Here is a 16,606-nt window from a genome sequence, read left to right as displayed (position 1 = left end):
TATTCAATTCGAAAATGCGGCTCAAGCTTGGGGCTGTGCGGCGTTTGGGGAGGCTGTTTGGGCTGCACCGGATGCAGTGCCGGACTCGCTCCAGCCGCCACCCAAGGCGCGGTGCAAGCCGATATCGAGCGTCAGGGCACGGGACTGCACATCCACCAGCTGGCGCACATTGGCCAGCAGCTGGTCTTCCGCCGACAGCACGTCGAGATAACGTGCCAGCCCGCCCTCATAGCGATTACGCGCCACACGGTGCGCCTCTGTGGCGGCATTCACAGCTTGCTGCATGGCGCTCAACTGCTGCTGCAGCGCACGCTGGCTGGTGGCGTTGTCTGCCACCTCCTGCAAAGCGCGAGTGAGCGTTGCCTGATAGTGCGCCGCTGCCTCGTCATAGCGGGCGCGCGCTGCCCCCAGCTGCGAGCGCAGTCGGCCGCCATTGAAGATGGGCAGGCTGATGGCCGGGCCTACGCTGGCAATGCTGGAGCCACTTTGGGTCAGCATATTCAAGCCAAGCGACTGCACACCGATAAAGGCGCTGAGATTCACATCGGGATAAAACTCGGCCTGCTGCGATGCGACCCGCGACTCCAGCGCCTGCGCCTGCAAGCGGGCTGCCACCACATCGGGGCGACGCCCCAGCAAATTGACCGGTATCTGCTCTGGCAGCGCCCATTGCTGCTGCCAAGGCGATTGCAGACGTTTGACATCGACCTGAATAGCGGCACCTCTATCAGGCCCAGCCCCTATCAAAGCGGCAATGCTGTTGCGCTGCAAGCCAACTTGCTCTTGCATCTGTGCCAGCTCGGCCTCGGCTGCAGCCAGGCGTGCCTGAGCGCTGTGAACACTGCCCTGGTTTTCCAGCCCGTTGGCATAGCGCTTTGCAAACAGCTCGGCCGTTGTCTTGCGCACTTTGACGGACTGCGCCAACGTTTGCTCATTGGCGGCCAGTCGCAGCAGTTGCGCATAGGCCGTAGCGACATTGCTGGCCAACAGCAAACGCGCCTGCGCGGCATCGGCTTCGCGCGCGGCCAACTCACCTGCCGCAGCTGCCACTGCAGCGCGCTGCTTGCCCCAGAGATCCAGTGACCAGCTCAAATCCAGCGTGGCGCGGCCATAGTCATTCATGCCGCGCGGCGTGAAGGTTTCAGGGGTCAGATGGTTGTAGCTGAGCTTGTCTTGAGTCGCCGTTGCGCGTGCAGAAATTTGCGGCGCGCTGGCTGACTCGCTCAGGCCCAGCATGCCCTTGGCCTGCTGCACACGGGCGGCAGCAGCAGCCATATCCGGCGCGCCTTGCAGGGCCTGGTCAATCAATTCGTTGAGCTGTGCATCGCCATAGCGCTGCCACCAACGCTGTTGAGGCCAGTCCATTCGAGGGGCGTTTTGCGCCATCTGCAAACGGCCTGTCTCGACCTGCGCCAGCGATGCCATTCCCTCCCACTCTGGAACCTGTGCGCAGGCTGACAGCAAGGCTGGCAAGCCCAAAGCCAGCCAACCGGTGCGCCAGCGCGTCTGCCTTTGCTGCGCTGCTGCGATGCGTGTTGTCATGAAATACTCTATTAATGAACTGTACGGTACAGTATATGTTTTAGAGGTTTCCGATCGCAAGCGCTACACTGAAAGACAACACATCAGTCAAAGGACATTTCGCCCCATGCGCACCAAAACGGAAGAAAAGCGACAAGCCATCATTGATGTGGCTGCAGCCACTTTTGGCGAACTGGGCTTTGAGCGCACTTCCATGTCCGAAATCTGCACGCGTCTGGGTGGCTCCAAGGCCACGCTCTACAACTACTTCCCGTCCAAAGAAGCGCTGTTTCTGGAGGTGATGTTCCAAGCGTCCGAAGCCGACTTTCAGAACACCATGCTGGCCCTGCAGACCAGCCAGAAAGATGCCTACCAGGCGCTGCGCGACTTTGGCGAGCGATTTCTGAGCCTGCTTTACTCACCCGGTGTCATGTCCGTGCGCAGACTGCTGATTGCCGAAGGCGGGCGCTCACAGATTGGTCAGCGCTGCTGGGAAATGGGCCCTGCGCGAGGCAATGTCGCCATTCAGTCTTTTTTGCAGCAGGGCATACAGCGCAAGCTGTTGCGCTGCGCGGACCCCGAACTCATGCAGCACCAGCTGCTGGCCCTGCTGGAGGCCGAATTGCTGCCACGCTTCATGTTTCAGCACCTACCCGCACCGTCCTCTACAGAAATCTCTCAATGCGCTGCACGAGCGGTCAACACCTTCATGCAGCTCTACGGCATGCAGCCATCAAGCAGTTCATAAGAAAATTCTTATAACCTTCATAAAAACGAGGAGACATACACTTTGGCTGTCCCCCGTATAGAATCAATCACCGGGCCCAAGTTTTTTGAGGTCCGGTTTTTTTTGCCCGCTGCCCGCTCAGCGCCGCAGAAAACCGGTCTCCAAGCCAAGCGCCTATCCTTGAAAATTGAGGTGGGTGAGATTCCCACCGTGACCTTTTCCGGAGCTTGGAACCATGGAAATCTTCGACTACGACAACATTCTTCTGCTGCCCCGCATGTGCCGCGTGGAAAGCCGTTCGGAATGTGACACCAGCGTGCAGCTGGGCAACCGCAGCTTCAAGCTGCCGGTGGTCCCCGCCAACATGAAGACGGTGGTGGACGAGAAGATCTGTACCTATCTGGCGCAAAACGGTTTCTTCTACGTGATGCACCGTTTTGACATCGACAACGTGGCCTTCACCAAGGACATGCAGTCCAAGGGACTGTTCGCGTCCATCTCTTTGGGCGTCAAGCAACCCGACTACGACATCGTTGACCGCTTTGTGGCCGACGGCATCTGCCCCGAGTACATCACCATCGACATTGCCCACGGCCATGCCGAGAGCGTGAAGAACATGATTGCCTACCTCAAGGCAAAGATCCCTGCGGCCTTTGTGATTGCCGGCAACGTCGCAACCCCTGAAGCCGTGATCGATCTGGAAAACTGGGGCGCTGACGCCACCAAGGTCGGTGTGGGCCCAGGCAAGGTGTGCATCACCAAGCTCAAGACCGGCTTTGGTACGGGTGGCTGGCAACTCTCGGCCCTCAAGTGGTGCGCACGCGTGGCCACCAAGCCCATCATTGCCGACGGCGGTATCCGCAGCCACGGTGACATTGCCAAGAGCATCCGCTTTGGCGCCACCATGATCATGATCGGCTCCCTGTTTGCCGGCCATGAAGAGTCGCCCGGCAAGACCGTGGAAGTCGACGGCCAGCTGTTCAAGGAATACTACGGCTCTGCCTCCGACTTCAACAAGGGCGAGTACAAGCACGTGGAAGGTAAGCGCATTCTGGAGCCCATCAAGGGCCCTCTGATGAATACGCTGATCGAGATGCAGCAGGACGTGCAGTCCTCCATCAGCTACTCGGGCGGCACCAAGCTCATGGACATCCGCAAGGTCAATTACGTCATCCTCGGCGGCGACAACGCTGGCGAGCATCTGCTGATGTAAGCGCGCAAGCGCGACTCACCAGCGCGAAGGTGAACCTCCAAAAAAAAGCATCAAGGGCAGCTTCGGCTGCCCTTGTTGTTTCTGCATCCCGCGCTCACAACTGATCTGCGGTCACACCTGCAACTGCATACGTCCTCAGGCCTTAGCATGTGAGCATTCATAAAAAATCCAAGGAAACAACGCAATGAGCACTTTGAAGATAGCCGTTCTCGGCACCGGAATGATGGGCTTGCCCATGGCACGCCGACTGGCCCAAGCCGGTCACGAAGTTCACGCCTGGAACCGCACCCGTACCAAGGCCGAGCCGCTGGCTGCCGATGGCGTGACCATTCACGACAACGCAGCCGACGCCGTGCGCGGCGTGGACTTTGCCGTGAGCCTGCTGGAAAGCGGCGCCATCGTGGGCGAAGTGCTGTTCAAGCTGGGCGTGGCCGATGCCATGCCCAAGGGCTCGCTGTTCATTGACATGGCCTCCATCCAGCCGCGTGAAGCACGCGAGCATGCCGGCAAGTTGCAGGTGCTGGGTGTGCAGCATCTCGACGCCCCCGTCTCCGGCGGCACGCTGGGCGCGGAAGCCGGCACCCTGGCCATCATGGCGGGCGGCGAAGCGGCGGACTTCGAACGTGCACAGCCCGTGTTTGCTGCCCTGGGCCGCAGCACCCATGTGGGCCCTCACGGCGCAGGCCAGTTGGCAAAGCTCGCCAATCAGATGATTGTGGGCATCACCATTGGCGCCGTGGCCGAGGCTTTGCTGCTGGCCGAACGGGGCGGCGCCAACCCCGCCAAGGTACGCGAGGCTATCTCCGGCGGCTTTGCCGACAGCCGCATTCTGCAAGTACATGGCGAGCGCATGGTCAAGCACGACTTTGCGCCGCGCGGGCGCATGACCGTGCAGCTCAAGGACATGCGCAACGCTATTGCAACCGCCGATGAAGTGGGGCTGGACACCCCTATCACAAGCTTGCTGGAGCAGCTCTATACCGAAGGCGTCAAGAATGGTCTGGGCGATCTGGATCAGGCCGGCTTGTTTGTGGAATTGCAACGCAGGAACGCGCTGGACTAAAAAAACCTTCGGGTTTTCCTGCAAGCGCCTCAGAATTGGCGCATAATTGCGGTCTTGCTTGCAGTGCAGGCTTTGTGTGGGGCTCTTAGCTCAGTTGGTAGAGCAGCGGACTCTTAATCCGTTGGTCGAGTGTTCGAATCACTCAGGGCCCACCAAAATTTCTTCAGTTCGGCTTTGCACCGGATTGATCCTCCGGATTTACTCCGGCGGGCTCTTAGCTCAGTTGGTAGAGCAGCGGACTCTTAATCCGTTGGTCGAGTGTTCGAATCACTCAGGGCCCACCAAAATTTCTTCAGTTCGGCTTTACACCGGATTGATCCTCCGGTTTATCCGGCGGGCTCTTAGCTCAGTTGGTAGAGCAGCGGACTCTTAATCCGTTGGTCGAGTGTTCGAATCACTCAGGGCCCACCACAATTATTCTTCAGTCTGATCTTTCAGGCTGATCCTCCGGTTTATCCGGCGGGCTCTTAGCTCAGTTGGTAGAGCAGCGGACTCTTAATCCGTTGGTCGAGTGTTCGAATCACTCAGGGCCCACCAACATTCAAAAGCCAAAGTTCTCACGGACTTTGGCTTTTTGTTTGCTGAGTTGCCCGTGCAAATGCAGCCACGCTGACACGAAAGCGCCCCATGATCGGGCATCATGCAGACACTGCTAGGCGAGAGCTGCAACGCACACCTCGCCAGCTCCCACTTCGTTCACATCATGCAAAACGACCTCTCCACGTTCTGGCGCGGACCGCGTTGGACTCTGGCCATGCTGCTTGCCATTCTGGGCATGCTCGGGCCGTTCTCGGTTGACACATACATCCCCGCCTTCTCGGGCATTGCCAAGGCACTGGGTGCCACGCCCGTAGAGATGCAGCAGACGCTGTCTGCCTACCTGCTGGGCTTTGCCTTCATGAACCTGTTTCATGGGGCTTTGGCCGACAGTTTCGGGCGCCGCCCCGTCATCCTGTGGGGACTGGTGATGTTCACCATTGCCTCAGCTGGCTGCGCGATGTCGCAGAACATCACTCAACTGGTGATCTTCAGAACGCTGCAGGGCCTGTCCACAGGGGCTGGCATCGTGGTCTCGCGCGCCATCGTGCGCGACATCTTCCCGCCCGCACAGGCACAGGGCTTGATGGCGCAGATCACCATCTTCTTTGGCGTGGCCCCTGCCCTGGCTCCCATGATGGGTGGCTGGCTGTTTGTGCATCTGGGCTGGCAATCCGTGTTCTGGTTTCTGACCATCGTGGGTGTGCTGCTGTGGGCCATCAATATCAAGTTTCTGCCAGAGTCCCTGCCGCCACAAAAGCGCCAGCCTTTTCAGTTCAAGCCCCTGATGCAGGGCTACGGTCTGCTGCTCAGCGACCCGCGCTTTTTGCTGCTGGCCCTGGCCAGCGGCATTCCCTTCAACGGCATGTTTCTCTATCTGCTGTCGGCACCCGAATTTCTGGGGACCATCTTGCAGCTGGAGCCCACGCAGTTCTTCTGGTTCTTCATCTCCACCATCGGCGGCATCATGGCAGGCAGCTGGACCAGCGGCAGATTAGCCGGACGCATCCCTCCCAAGCGCCAGATTCGCCACGGTTTTCTGGTGATGTGCGTCACCTCCATCGTCAACCTGGTGGCCAACCTGATCTGGCCCGCCCATGTGAGCTGGGCTCTGATTCCCATCAGCCTGTTCGCCTATGGCTGGGCATTGATGGTGCCGGTAGTGACCCTGCTGGTGCTTGACATTCACCCCGAGCGCCGCGGCCTGGCTTCATCCCTGCAAGCCGTGGTCGGCTCGACCGCCAACGGATTTGTGGCCGGCATCATTGCCCCGCTGGTCATGCATTCAGCCGCGCTGCTGGCTACGGGATCGATTCTGCTGATGGCCATTGGCCTGATTGCCTGGATATATCTGCATCACCGCTGGCCGGAGATTGGCCGCCACGCCTCAGAACATTAAAAATCGATAGCTGCAAGCGCATGCTACTCATAGATTTCAAATAGAAAACTATCTGAAACTCAATAGAAACGTGCGTTAGCAGCTCACTTTTTAAGCAGTTTCAGACACAAAAAAGCCAGCTCGAAAGCTGGCTTTTTTGTGCTCAGGGCCAAGACCCCGAGTCAGCGATTAACGCTCATCGCGACGGGGAGCACGGGGCTTGCGCTCAAAGCTGCGCTCACCACCACGTTCGCCATGGGGCTGATAGGGCTTGCCAGCGCTCTGACCGAAAGCGGGGCGACGATCGCCACCACCGAAGCCACGCGATTCACCACCGCGGAAGCCACCTTCGCGACCACCAGCGGCTTGACCGCCATCACGACCGCCAAAGCTCTTGCGACCAAAGTCACCGCCTTCACGGCGCTGACCGCCGCCGAAGCCGCCACGCGAATCGCCACCACGGAAACCACCACGGTCGCCGCCAAAGCTGCCGCGATCATCACGGCGCTCGCCACCAAAGCTGGGACGACCACCGCCGAAGCCACGATCACCGCCGCGATCAGCGAAACGATCACCACGAGGTGCACCAAAGCCCGGGCGGTCACCACCACGATCGCCACCAAAGCGATCACCGCCAAAACCACCGCGGTCGTTGCCACGGCCACCACCGAAGCTGCCAAAGCCAGACTTGCGGCCATAGCCTTCGCCATCACGACGACCACCAAAGCCACCGCGACCACCACCGCCGCCACGGCGACCATCACGCTCGCCCGCTGCGGGGAAGCGTTGCTGGGGTTCCATGCCGGGGATCACTTCAGACTTGAATTGCTGACGTGTATAGCCTTCGATGTCGAACACGCGGCGACGGTCACGGAATTCCGCAAACGTCACTGCCGTACCTTCGCGACCGGCACGACCGGTACGACCGATACGGTGCGTATAGTCTTCTGCCTTCATCGGCAGGCCAAAGTTGAAGACGTGGGTGATGCTGGGCACGTCAATGCCACGAGCTGCCACGTCGGTAGCCACTAGAACCTGCACCTGACCATTGCGCAGCGCCATCAGGCGGCGGTTACGCAGGCCTTGGCTCAGCGCGCCGTGCAGTGCCACTGCAGAGAAACCTTCTTGCTGCAGATCATTGGCCAAACCGTCGCACTCCACTTGCGTGGAAGCAAACACGATGGCCTGATTGATGCTGCTGTCACGCAGCCAATGGTCCAGCAGCTTGCGCTTGTGCTGAGCGTTGTCAGCCCAGAACAGCACTTGCTTGATGTTGGCGTGCTTTTCCTGAGGCGAATCAATCGTCAGTTTCTTCACGCCTGAGCCGTTGTCATGCATCACACGCATGGCCAGCTGCTGCACGCGAGGTGCGAACGTAGCGCTGAACATCATGGTCTGCTTGCGCTGGGAAGTCATTACATTGACTTCAGCCAGATCGTCGGAGAAGCCCAGGTCCAGCATGCGGTCGGCTTCGTCAACCACCAGGAACTGCACCTTGTCCAGCTTGATCTGCATGGAGCGCTGCAGATCGAGCAGACGACCAGGAGTAGCCACCACCAGATCGGCGTTTTGCAGCTTGGCAATTTGCAGCTGATAAGGAATACCGCCCACCACGTTGGCGATGCGGATGCCGCGGCAGTGCTTGACCAGCTCGATGGCGTCATGGGCCACCTGCTGAGCCAGCTCACGCGTGGGGCACAGCACCAGGGCGCCGGGAACGGCAGCCTTGAAGTTGCGGGAGTTGGTAGGGTCCTTGCGCTTGTTGCGCTTGGGAGCAGGCTCGCCCTTGGCGGTCGCTTCTGCGCACAGGCGCTCGAATTCAGCCTTGGCTTCTGCATCGGCTTGAGCGCGTTGCTGAATCAGGGTGTGCAGCACGGGTAGCAGGAAGGCAGCGGTCTTGCCGGAGCCAGTCTGGCTGGACACCATCAGGTCGATAAAGCCGCTGGCGTCAGCAGCCTCACCCATGGCCAGAGGAATGGCCTTTTGCTGCACTTGTGTGGGCTGGGTGTAGCCCAGATCGGCTACAGCTTGAACCAGCTCAGGAGCCAGACCCAGTTCTACGAAGCCGTTAGGAACTTCTTCAGCGGTATTTTCTTCAGCAGCGGCGTCTTCAACATCCATGTCGGCCAGCATGGCGTCCAGACGGGAATCGATTTCAGGGGAAGACACGGCGATATCAGCAGCGGCCACCAGGCCCTGCTCTAGGGAGTTTTCTGTCATGAATAGCTCACGAAAAAAGCGGCGCAGTCAGCGTGCTGCCCACTTCTTTTGACGGTTGGTTATCAACATCCACCGTCAGACTTTGACTGGCCCGTTCGCAAAACGGGGCAGATGGGCGTTATGGCTTGGCGTGTCGGCGGTGTGTAGGCCGCTCTACGCAAGTAAGAGCCCGTGTGTGATGGAGATGCGCAAAAATTACCCATGGATCGGGTAAGCAGCGAATTATCTCATGTACCGGGTTTTCCCGCAAGTCACAGGGCTATGCTGCTCAGTACACCCCTATCAGACACTCAGCAATTGCTGGCGGTAATGCTGCAGCTCGTCAATCGACTCATGCACATCGGCCAGGGCCGTGTGGCGCTGCGCCTTCTTGAAGGAGGTATAGGCTTCGGGCTTCCAGCGCTTGGCCAATTCCTTGAGCGTGCTCACGTCGATATTGCGATAGTGAAAGAAATTGTTGAGCTTTGGCATGTAGCGCTCCATGAAGCGCCTGTCCTGACCGATGCTGTTGCCGCACAAAGGCGTCTTACCCTTGGGCACGTATTTACTCAGAAAAGCGATCAATGCAGCCTCGGCCTCAGCCTCGGTGATCGTGGAAGCTTTGACCTTATCGATCAGCCCGCTTCTGCCGTGCGTGCCTTTGTTCCAGTTATCCATGCCGTTGAGAAGCTCGTCGGACTGGTGAATGGCGAAAACTGGCCCTTCCACACGGGTTTGCAGATCTGAGCTGCTGACCACGACGGCAATCTCAATGATGCGGTCGTGATTGGGGTTCAGGCCGGTCATTTCACAGTCCAGCCACACCATATTGAGATCGGATTTGGACAAGGCAGGCACTGCGTCGGCCACTGGCACAGCGGCAACGGAATTCATACAGGAAGCTTCAGACATGGCATAAATTGTCGCCTACACTGCCAAGACATGGCTTCCAACTTAGATTTTTCACTGACGCTGTCACTGCTGTTTGCTGCAGCAGTTCTGCTGCAATGGCTGCTGCGCATCTGGCTGGTGTCACGGCAGGTACGCCACGTTGCCAGGCATCGCGCGACTGTTCCTGAGGCGTTCTCCAACCGCATCAGTCTGGCGGCCCATCAAAAGGCAGCCGACTACACGCTGGCCAAGGCCAAGCTCTCACTGATCGACATCACATTGTCGGCAGCCGTTTTGCTGTGCTGGACCCTTCTGGGCGGCCTGGACCGGCTCAACCACGGGTTATTGGAGCTCATGGGCCCCGGCTTGGGTCAGCAGCTGGCATTGCTGGCCAGCTTTGCGGCGATCTCGACGCTGATCGAGATGCCACTGTCGCTCTATCAGACATTCAGGCTGGAGCAGCGATTTGGCTTCAACCAAATGACGCTGGGCTTGTGGCTTGGCGACCTGTGCAAATCCACGCTGGTGGGCGCCATCATCGGCTTGCCGCTGGCGGCGCTTATTCTCTGGGTAATGGGCTCTACAGGCTCTTTATGGTGGCTTTCGGCCTGGGGCACTTGGACGGTCTTCAATCTGCTGCTGATGTGGATCTTCCCCAGCTTTATCGCCCCCCTGTTCAACAAGTTCGAACCCTTGGCCGACGAAAGCCTCAAGTCCCGCGTGACCCAGCTGATGGAGCGCTGCGGCTTTGCAGCCAAAGGTCTTTTCGTCATGGATGGCAGTCGCCGCTCAGCCCATGCCAACGCCTATTTCACCGGCTTTGGCAACTCCAAAAGGGTTGTATTTTTCGACACCTTGCTCAAACAGCTCAACCCCGGTGAAGTCGAAGCCGTTCTGGCCCACGAGCTAGGCCACTTCAAACACAAGCACATCACCAAACGCATGGTGATGATGTTTGGCGTCTCTTTGCTGGGCTTTGCACTGCTGGGCTGGTTGAGCCAGCAACCCTGGTTCTATTCCGGTTTAGGCGTAGATATTCTCCAGAGCAAATACTTGGGCGTGCCTGCCGAAAACAACGCACTAGCCCTGCTGCTGTTCATGCTGGCCGTGCCGGTCTTCAGCTTTTTCATCACGCCGCTGATGTCTGCCATGTCACGACGCGATGAGTTTGAAGCAGACGCCTATGCCATGCAACAGGCCGACGGCGCACAGCTTGCCTCTGCGCTGCTCAAGCTTTACGAGGACAATGCCTCCACCCTCACGCCAGATCCCTGGTATGTGAGCTTTTACTATTCACACCCTCCCGCAGTGGATCGCCTGGCGCGCATGCCAGCTCCTTCGGGCAGTTTGTAACTCCACAAGAACTTCTGACATGAGCACATCCACCTTGCAACAGAAAGACTGGTCTGAGCAAAAGCGCAGTGCCCTGAGCCTGGAAAAAGCACAAGAGCAACTCGCCACTCTCAGCGGCTGGGAGCTGGCTGGCTCCGCCACCAGCCCTGTTATTCGCAAGGCTTATCGCTTTGCCAACTTCTACGAAACCATGGCGTTTGTGAATGCAGTGGCCCTGATTGCCCATCAGCAAGACCACCATCCAGACCTCGAGGTGGGCTACAACCGCTGCCAGGTCAGCCTGAACACCCATGATGTGGGCGGCATCTCTGAAACCGACATCGACTGTGCACGCCGCATCGAAGCTCTGCTGAACTTGGCCTGATCTGTATGGGAAAACAAGGACGTCGCCCCGATGCGCAGCAAGCCTCTGGAGATATGCAGACAGGCTTGGTCGTCGCCAGCTATGGCCGCCACTGTGTGGTCGAGACAATGGACGGTAAACGCCGCATCTGCCACCCTCGCGGCAAGAAGAGTCAGGCCGTGGTGGGCGACCATGTGCAATGGCTGGCCCCCCCGCCCGGTCAGGGCGATGAGGGAACGATTGAGAAAGTCCTTGAGCGACGCAACGTCTTCTACCGCCAGGATGACATTCGCACCAAGACCTTTGCGGCCAACCTCGACCAGTTGCTGATCCTGATTGCTGCCGAGCCCGTCTTCAGCGAAGTGCAGCTGGCCCGCGCCCTGATTGCTGCCGAAGCCGCGCACATCACACCCATCATCGCGCTCAACAAGATGGACTTGGAAGAGCCGTTTCTGCGCGCCTGGGAGCGCCTTGCGCCCTACCGCAGCATGCGCGATACGGTGGATGATCCGCCGCACTACATGGTGCTGCCACTGTCACTGGAAGATGCAGACGAAGAAGATCGCGATGCCATCATCGGTCTACTGCAAGGCAAAACCACCCTGGTGCTGGGCCCCTCGGGCGTAGGCAAGAGCACACTGATCAATCTGCTGCTGCCCAATGCCAAGGTCGCGACCAATGAAATCTCTCAGGCACTGAATACCGGCAAGCACACCACGACCAGCACCACCTTGTACTGGGTGGACGACAAGCGCACCACGGCCATCATCGACTCCCCCGGCTTTCAGGAATTTGGCATCTACCACATCGCTCCCACGCAACTGCCCGCCTGCATGCCCGATATCGGTGCCCATGCCAAGGACTGCAAGTTCTATAACTGCACGCACTTGCACGAGCCTGGCTGCGGCGTGATTGATGCCGTCAAAAACGGCTCAGACACCCTGCCCATCAGCGATAACCGCTATCGGATTTACAGTGAACTTTTCGATGAACTGAGTCAAGTCGGGTATTGAATAGGCGCAAGAAGCTCGAAAAATCAAAAACAATAGCAGCCAGCGCTTTATTTATAAGCGCTGGCTGCTATTTTTATATCTTATCCCAGTAGACGAGCAAAAGTCAGCAAGGCCAGCAGCAACAGCCAGACGATGACCGAGCGCCAAACCAACCCCACCACACTACGCAGATGAGCCATTTCAGGCTCCCGCCCCGGGGTCACATCGCTGCCCACATCCCATTGCGTCTCTTCGCCATCCTCGACGTAAGAAGCATCGCGACGGCGCAAGGCCTCCCCACCCAGACGCACATTAATGGCACCCGCCGTGGCCGACAAAATCACGCCATCGTTGTCATTGGGAAAACGCTGGGCATAGACACGCCAGTTGTCTATTGCCTCTTCAAAGCTGCCCACCATGGCAAATGCCAGTGCCGTCAAGCGCGCGGGCAGCCAGTCGATCGCATACCAGGCTCTGGCAGCAGCCACCTGCAAGCGCTCGCTGGTAGGAGCCTGCAAGCCCTCCACACCCTTGCGCGACCAGGCCCTCGAAAGATACTCCGCCATGCGATAGAGAATAGCCCCCAGTGGACCCAGTCCCACTGCAGAGAGGACAGAGAACCAGAACAGCACGCCAAACACATGACGGTGGGCAGCAAGGACCGAGTACTCGATCACATGTCGAACAACCTCGCTGCGCGGCACTTCGCTTGCATCTACCTGCTGCCAGTCTGCCAATGCCTGTCGTGCCGCAAACTCATCACCGGCATCCAAAGCATCGCGAATTCGCGTGAAGTGATGACTGAATTGGCGAAAGCCTAGGGTGACATACAGCACTGCCACATTCCACAGCATGGCAGCCGGCCAGCCAATCAGCTTCAGCAAACCCCAGAAAATACCCAGCACGATAAGACTGGGCAGCAGGACAGCCATGGCCCAGGCCAACCATCCATGATGGGGCTTGCCAGCATCAAAGTTGCGGCGAACAGTCACAGTCCAGGCACGATAGCCCGCCTGCACCAGATTGGAGCGGGCCAATGGACGGGCCTGCTCCAGCAGCAATGCGATCAGGATGGCAAAAAAGCTCATGGTTTCATCATAGCGGTGCTGTTTGTCCGCTTGTTACAAGTTCCTCGTCAAGCCGACAAAAAACGATAGAGATTGCGCAACATGCCGGCCGTAGCTCCCCAGATATAGCGCTGCTGCTCACCATCTTGATATGGCATGGCAAACCACTCGCGATCAATGCCTTGCCATTGCATTACACGACGCTCATGGTGGGCGGGGTTGAGCAAGTAAGACAGAGGCACCTCAAACAGATCAGCGACCTCTCCTGGATTGGGAAAATAACTGGGCTGAGGACGAACCAGTGCCACGACGGGGGTGACGTGAAACGCAGTTCCCGTTACATAAATCGGAAGACGCCCCAGCACCTCGACGTTCTGAGGTGCCAGCCCCACTTCCTCGTGTGCTTCACGCAAGGCCGTGGCCTCAGCCGATACATCCAGAGGATCTCGTTTGCCGCCCGGAAATGCCACCTGGCCGGAGTGGCTAGAGAGCTTAGCAGAGCGCACGGTCAGCAGCACTGTCGGCTGCTCTCGCAAAACGATAGGCACCAGCACCGCAGCATCCAGAGGCGGCCGAGCTGTCATGCGCTTTTCTTGCATGACCTCCGGCAGCCAGCTTGGCGGGCGAGCAAAACGTGTGCGTAAAGCCTGCGGCGTCTGCTCAGTCAAAGGCACAGCAGGAAGATCGCCATCAACACTCAGAAGACGCGCGCTGCGCGGATCCACAATGCCCCCTGAAGGGCTCGAAGAATATTCAGATGCAGACATGTAAGTGCTGAGCTCAACCCAACCTAAGAATCAAAAGATAAAAAAAGCCGCTACAGCGAACTGTAGCGGCTTTCACGGAATCACTTCCGACGCGTGGTTTACTCGGCGACAGCTGCTGCTGCAGTCTTGTTAACACGCTGGGGCAGCTTTTCCTTGATGCGAGCAGACTTGCCGCTGCGCTCACGCAGGTAGTACAGCTTGGCACGACGCACATCACCGCGACGCTTGACTTCGATCTTGGCGATCAGGGGAGAGTAGGTCTGGAACGTACGCTCCACGCCTTCGCCGCTGGAGATCTTGCGCACTGTGAAGCCGCTGTTCAGGCCACGATTACGCTTGGCAATCACCACGCCTTCATAAGCCTGCACGCGCTTGCGCGAGCCTTCAACCACGTTCACGCTCACGATGACGGTGTCACCAGGTGCGAATTCGGGGATGGTCTTGTTCAGGCGAGCGATTTCTTCTTGCTCGAGGGTCTGGATCAAATTCATGATGTAAGTCCACCTTGATCTTGTCCGCGCCAGAATTGGCAAGCACCGGGATTGGTGCTATTGCTGCATTACGAGAACAGCGCAAAAGCTGTTACGCATTTCCTTGCAGCGGCCGGATAGAGGATCAAAGAACCCGTGATTATAGCTTGGTCCCTGTTTTTGCCAAAAAACCCTCATCCTTGGCATTGAGCAAGCCCTTCTGACGCGCCTGATCCAGCAACTCAGGGCGATGCTGCTGCGTGATACGCAAACGCTGATCCCTGCGCCAGCGATCAATGTTCGCATGATGACCAGAGAGCAATTCAGAAGGCACTTCCTGTCCATTCCAAACTTCCGGGCGCGTGTAATGCGGACAGTCCAGCAAGCCATCCAGTGCAGGATTAAAGCTGTCTTGCTGAAAACTGCCTTCATCATTGAGCACACCGGGTTGCAATCTCGCCAAAGAATCGAGCAACACCATTGCTGCCAGCTCCCCACCGGAGAGCACAAAATCCCCCAGGCTCAACTGATGCGTGACATGAGTATCAATAAAACGCTGGTCAATGCCCTCATAGCGGCCACAAAGCAAAATTGCACCGCTGCTTTCTGCCCACTGGGCCACCACGGCATGCTTGAGCGTGGTGCCAATGGGGGAAAACAAAATTAAGGGGGCCGACTCGACCTGCTCCTTCTCATCGGCCTCGATACGCGCCGCTCGGATTGCTTCCAGACAATGCTGCAGCGGTTCGGCCATCATCACCATTCCCGGGCCACCGCCAAATGGGCGGTCATCGACACGGCGGTAATTCCCTTCCGCCCAGTCCCGAGGATTCCACAAATGCACATCCACCTGACCCGAACTGTAGGCGCGGCGCGTCACCCCCACCTCAAGGAATGGCGCAAACAGCTCCGGGAATAGTGTAATGATGTCAAAACGCATGATCTATAAGCGTTTGAAGCTACTAAATATGCAGCAACACACGCACTCACTTCAATAGTCTGGTTGCCAGTCGACAACAATTTTCTTGCCAGGCAGGTCCACGGAATCCACGTAAGCATCGACAAAAGGAATCAGGCGCTCCTGCTCCTTGCCCTCTTGTTCATAGCCCAGCACCAGCACAGTCTGCGGCCCGGTGGACATCAAATCCTTGACTGCACCCAGTGCCACACCTTCCCGATTGAGCACGTTCAAACCCATCAGGTCCACCCAGTAAAACTCGCCATCTTCAGTCTTTGGAAAGTGCTCACGAGCCACAAAGATGCGAGCACCCTTCAAAGCTTCGGCTGCATTGCGATCTGCCACCTCAGGTGAAGTTGCCACGATCGTATCGGCGTGAAAGCGTGCTTGCTTGACAGGCAGCTCGACCGTTCCACTGAATTGCTTGGCACCTTTTTCTGCCGGCTGTAAAAACCAACTCTTGGCTGCAAACAGTGCCTCTGGAGCACTGCTAAAGGCATAAACCTTGAACCAGCCCTTAATTCCCCACGCATCCGCAATGCGGCCAACTTCAACCGCATCAGCAGGCAAGCTCGTAGTTTGAAGAGGAGGCATGTAGCTCATGGAATTCAACGATAAAAATACAGAAAATCAATAAAAAACGGGTTCCGTTAGGCAAGCCAACGGAACCCGTTTTGGAAAGGTGCCTAGACAGCGACCACCTAATGAATTAGGCAGCAACCTTCTTGGAGGCTTCCTTGATCAGGCGTTCAGCCGTTTCAGAAGCTTGAGCACCAACGCTCTTCCAGTAGTTCACACGGTCCAGTGCCAGGCGCAGGCCTTCTTCGGCGCCACGGGCGTTAGGGTTGTAGAAACCCAGACGCTCAATGAACGAACCATCGCGACGCACGCGCTTGTCAGCTGCAACGATGTTGTAGAAGGGACGAGCCTTAGAGCCGCCGCGGGAGAGACGAATAACAACCATGATTTTTCCTTCGGGTGGTTACAGCCAGTGCCATCAAAAATTTGACCAGCTGCGCAGGTTTTCTTACAGCGTTTGAGACACGCGACATGACCACCCGGCCAGCGACACGCCGTAAAACGCGCCATTGTATCGAATTCTGTCAAATCTGCCTACCGCACAAGCA

16 protein-coding genes and 4 tRNA genes are annotated in these 16,606 nt (G+C 57.9%); 11 read left to right on the top strand and 9 right to left on the bottom strand.

Annotated features, from left to right (window positions below; genetic code table 11):
• Positions 1-21: 21 nt before the first annotated feature.
• The gene (locus AC2I9W_RS04095; RefSeq protein WP_486408768.1) at positions 22-1,542 is read right to left on the bottom strand and encodes an efflux transporter outer membrane subunit; all 1,521 of its coding nucleotides are present in this window, start codon (positions 1,540-1,542) and stop codon (positions 22-24) included.
• Positions 1,543-1,648: 106 nt separating this feature from the next.
• Here AC2I9W_RS04095 and AC2I9W_RS04090 point away from each other — a divergent pair, with 106 nt between their 5' ends.
• From AC2I9W_RS04090 to AC2I9W_RS04055, 8 genes are all read left to right on the top strand, one after another.
• Positions 1,649-2,269, top strand: a complete 621-nt coding sequence (locus tag AC2I9W_RS04090; RefSeq protein ID WP_486408767.1) for a TetR/AcrR family transcriptional regulator — start codon at positions 1,649-1,651, stop codon at positions 2,267-2,269.
• Between the two features lie 214 nt (positions 2,270-2,483).
• Entirely contained in the window at positions 2,484-3,461 is a 978-nt protein-coding gene (locus tag AC2I9W_RS04085; RefSeq protein ID WP_486408766.1) for a GMP reductase, read from the top strand.
• A 184-nt stretch (positions 3,462-3,645) separates the two neighbouring features.
• Positions 3,646-4,524, top strand: a complete 879-nt coding sequence (locus AC2I9W_RS04080; protein WP_486408765.1) for an NAD(P)-dependent oxidoreductase — start codon at positions 3,646-3,648, stop codon at positions 4,522-4,524.
• A gap of 79 nt (positions 4,525-4,603) precedes the next feature.
• Positions 4,604-4,679 (top strand) — tRNA-Lys (locus tag AC2I9W_RS04075).
• 53 nt (positions 4,680-4,732) lie between these two features.
• A tRNA-Lys gene (locus AC2I9W_RS04070) sits at positions 4,733-4,808 on the top strand.
• Positions 4,809-4,859: 51 nt separating this feature from the next.
• Positions 4,860-4,935: transfer RNA gene (locus AC2I9W_RS04065), tRNA-Lys, on the top strand.
• Between the two features lie 50 nt (positions 4,936-4,985).
• A tRNA-Lys gene (locus tag AC2I9W_RS04060) sits at positions 4,986-5,061 on the top strand.
• Between the two features lie 166 nt (positions 5,062-5,227).
• A complete protein-coding gene (locus AC2I9W_RS04055; RefSeq protein WP_486408996.1) occupies positions 5,228-6,460 on the top strand; it encodes a multidrug effflux MFS transporter in 1,233 nt (410 codons plus the stop codon).
• Positions 6,461-6,628: 168 nt separating this feature from the next.
• Here the strand turns inward: AC2I9W_RS04055 and AC2I9W_RS04050 are convergent, their stop codons facing one another.
• Both AC2I9W_RS04050 and orn read right to left on the bottom strand, forming a co-directional pair.
• The gene (locus AC2I9W_RS04050) at positions 6,629-8,659 is read right to left on the bottom strand and encodes a DEAD/DEAH box helicase (protein WP_486408764.1); all 2,031 of its coding nucleotides are present in this window, start codon (positions 8,657-8,659) and stop codon (positions 6,629-6,631) included.
• 282 nt (positions 8,660-8,941) lie between these two features.
• Positions 8,942-9,550 (bottom strand): oligoribonuclease, encoded by a 609-nt coding sequence (gene orn, locus AC2I9W_RS04045; protein WP_486408763.1) that lies wholly within the window; start codon positions 9,548-9,550, stop codon positions 8,942-8,944.
• 30 nt (positions 9,551-9,580) lie between these two features.
• Between orn and AC2I9W_RS04040 the strand changes: the two genes are divergently transcribed.
• From AC2I9W_RS04040 to rsgA, 3 genes are read left to right on the top strand one after another with little or no spacing between them, the layout of a single operon-like run.
• Complete coding sequence (locus AC2I9W_RS04040) at positions 9,581-10,882, top strand: M48 family metallopeptidase (RefSeq protein WP_486408762.1); 1,302 nt, start codon at positions 9,581-9,583, stop codon at positions 10,880-10,882.
• 19 nt (positions 10,883-10,901) lie between these two features.
• Positions 10,902-11,246, top strand: coding sequence for a 4a-hydroxytetrahydrobiopterin dehydratase (locus AC2I9W_RS04035; protein ID WP_486408761.1), 345 nt, complete (start codon positions 10,902-10,904; stop codon positions 11,244-11,246).
• A gap of 5 nt (positions 11,247-11,251) precedes the next feature.
• Positions 11,252-12,238, top strand: a complete 987-nt coding sequence (rsgA, locus tag AC2I9W_RS04030; RefSeq protein ID WP_486408760.1) for a ribosome small subunit-dependent GTPase A — start codon at positions 11,252-11,254, stop codon at positions 12,236-12,238.
• 80 nt (positions 12,239-12,318) lie between these two features.
• On the opposite strand, the gene AC2I9W_RS04025 is transcribed toward rsgA, so the two are convergent.
• The 6 genes from AC2I9W_RS04025 to rpsP form a co-directional block, all read right to left on the bottom strand.
• Positions 12,319-13,305 carry a CobD/CbiB family protein gene (locus AC2I9W_RS04025; RefSeq protein WP_486408759.1) on the bottom strand — a complete coding sequence of 329 codons (987 nt, stop codon included), beginning with the start codon at positions 13,303-13,305 and terminating at the stop codon, positions 12,319-12,321.
• Between the two features lie 47 nt (positions 13,306-13,352).
• A complete protein-coding gene (locus AC2I9W_RS04020) occupies positions 13,353-14,051 on the bottom strand; it encodes a CoA pyrophosphatase (protein WP_486408758.1) in 699 nt (232 codons plus the stop codon).
• Positions 14,052-14,149: 98 nt separating this feature from the next.
• Positions 14,150-14,542: a 50S ribosomal protein L19 gene (gene rplS / locus AC2I9W_RS04015; protein WP_158389959.1), complete on the bottom strand. Its 393-nt coding sequence runs from the start codon at positions 14,540-14,542 to the stop codon at positions 14,150-14,152.
• A gap of 139 nt (positions 14,543-14,681) precedes the next feature.
• Positions 14,682-15,461 carry a tRNA (guanosine(37)-N1)-methyltransferase TrmD gene (gene trmD / locus AC2I9W_RS04010; protein WP_486408757.1) on the bottom strand — a complete coding sequence of 260 codons (780 nt, stop codon included), beginning with the start codon at positions 15,459-15,461 and terminating at the stop codon, positions 14,682-14,684.
• A gap of 51 nt (positions 15,462-15,512) precedes the next feature.
• Positions 15,513-16,082 carry a ribosome maturation factor RimM gene (gene rimM / locus AC2I9W_RS04005; RefSeq protein ID WP_486408756.1) on the bottom strand — a complete coding sequence of 190 codons (570 nt, stop codon included), beginning with the start codon at positions 16,080-16,082 and terminating at the stop codon, positions 15,513-15,515.
• Positions 16,083-16,188: 106 nt separating this feature from the next.
• The gene (gene rpsP / locus AC2I9W_RS04000; protein ID WP_158389953.1) at positions 16,189-16,443 is read right to left on the bottom strand and encodes a 30S ribosomal protein S16; all 255 of its coding nucleotides are present in this window, start codon (positions 16,441-16,443) and stop codon (positions 16,189-16,191) included.
• Positions 16,444-16,606: the final 163 nt, after the last annotated feature.

The sequence above is a fragment of the Comamonas sp. FUJ_7 genome (assembly GCF_057369555.1).
The sequence above is the reverse complement of the archived record's forward strand: the minus strand, read 5'-3'. Positions and strand labels throughout refer to the sequence as shown.

Coding starts and splice junctions, on each gene's coding strand:
- AC2I9W_RS04095 (WP_486408768.1), bottom strand. CDS start 1,542: ATGACAACACGCATCGCAGCAGCGCAGCAAAGGCAGACGCGCTGGCGC.
- AC2I9W_RS04090 (WP_486408767.1), top strand. CDS start 1,649: ATGCGCACCAAAACGGAAGAAAAGCGACAAGCCATCATTGATGTGGCT.
- AC2I9W_RS04085 (WP_486408766.1), top strand. CDS start 2,484: ATGGAAATCTTCGACTACGACAACATTCTTCTGCTGCCCCGCATGTGC.
- AC2I9W_RS04080 (WP_486408765.1), top strand. CDS start 3,646: ATGAGCACTTTGAAGATAGCCGTTCTCGGCACCGGAATGATGGGCTTG.
- AC2I9W_RS04055 (WP_486408996.1), top strand. CDS start 5,228: ATGCAAAACGACCTCTCCACGTTCTGGCGCGGACCGCGTTGGACTCTG.
- AC2I9W_RS04050 (WP_486408764.1), bottom strand. CDS start 8,659: ATGACAGAAAACTCCCTAGAGCAGGGCCTGGTGGCCGCTGCTGATATC.
- orn (WP_486408763.1), bottom strand. CDS start 9,550: ATGTCTGAAGCTTCCTGTATGAATTCCGTTGCCGCTGTGCCAGTGGCC.
- AC2I9W_RS04040 (WP_486408762.1), top strand. CDS start 9,581: ATGGCTTCCAACTTAGATTTTTCACTGACGCTGTCACTGCTGTTTGCT.
- AC2I9W_RS04035 (WP_486408761.1), top strand. CDS start 10,902: ATGAGCACATCCACCTTGCAACAGAAAGACTGGTCTGAGCAAAAGCGC.
- rsgA (WP_486408760.1), top strand. CDS start 11,252: ATGGGAAAACAAGGACGTCGCCCCGATGCGCAGCAAGCCTCTGGAGAT.
- AC2I9W_RS04025 (WP_486408759.1), bottom strand. CDS start 13,305: ATGAGCTTTTTTGCCATCCTGATCGCATTGCTGCTGGAGCAGGCCCGT.
- AC2I9W_RS04020 (WP_486408758.1), bottom strand. CDS start 14,051: ATGTCTGCATCTGAATATTCTTCGAGCCCTTCAGGGGGCATTGTGGAT.
- rplS (WP_158389959.1), bottom strand. CDS start 14,542: ATGAATTTGATCCAGACCCTCGAGCAAGAAGAAATCGCTCGCCTGAAC.
- trmD (WP_486408757.1), bottom strand. CDS start 15,461: ATGCGTTTTGACATCATTACACTATTCCCGGAGCTGTTTGCGCCATTC.
- rimM (WP_486408756.1), bottom strand. CDS start 16,082: ATGAGCTACATGCCTCCTCTTCAAACTACGAGCTTGCCTGCTGATGCG.
- rpsP (WP_158389953.1), bottom strand. CDS start 16,443: ATGGTTGTTATTCGTCTCTCCCGCGGCGGCTCTAAGGCTCGTCCCTTC.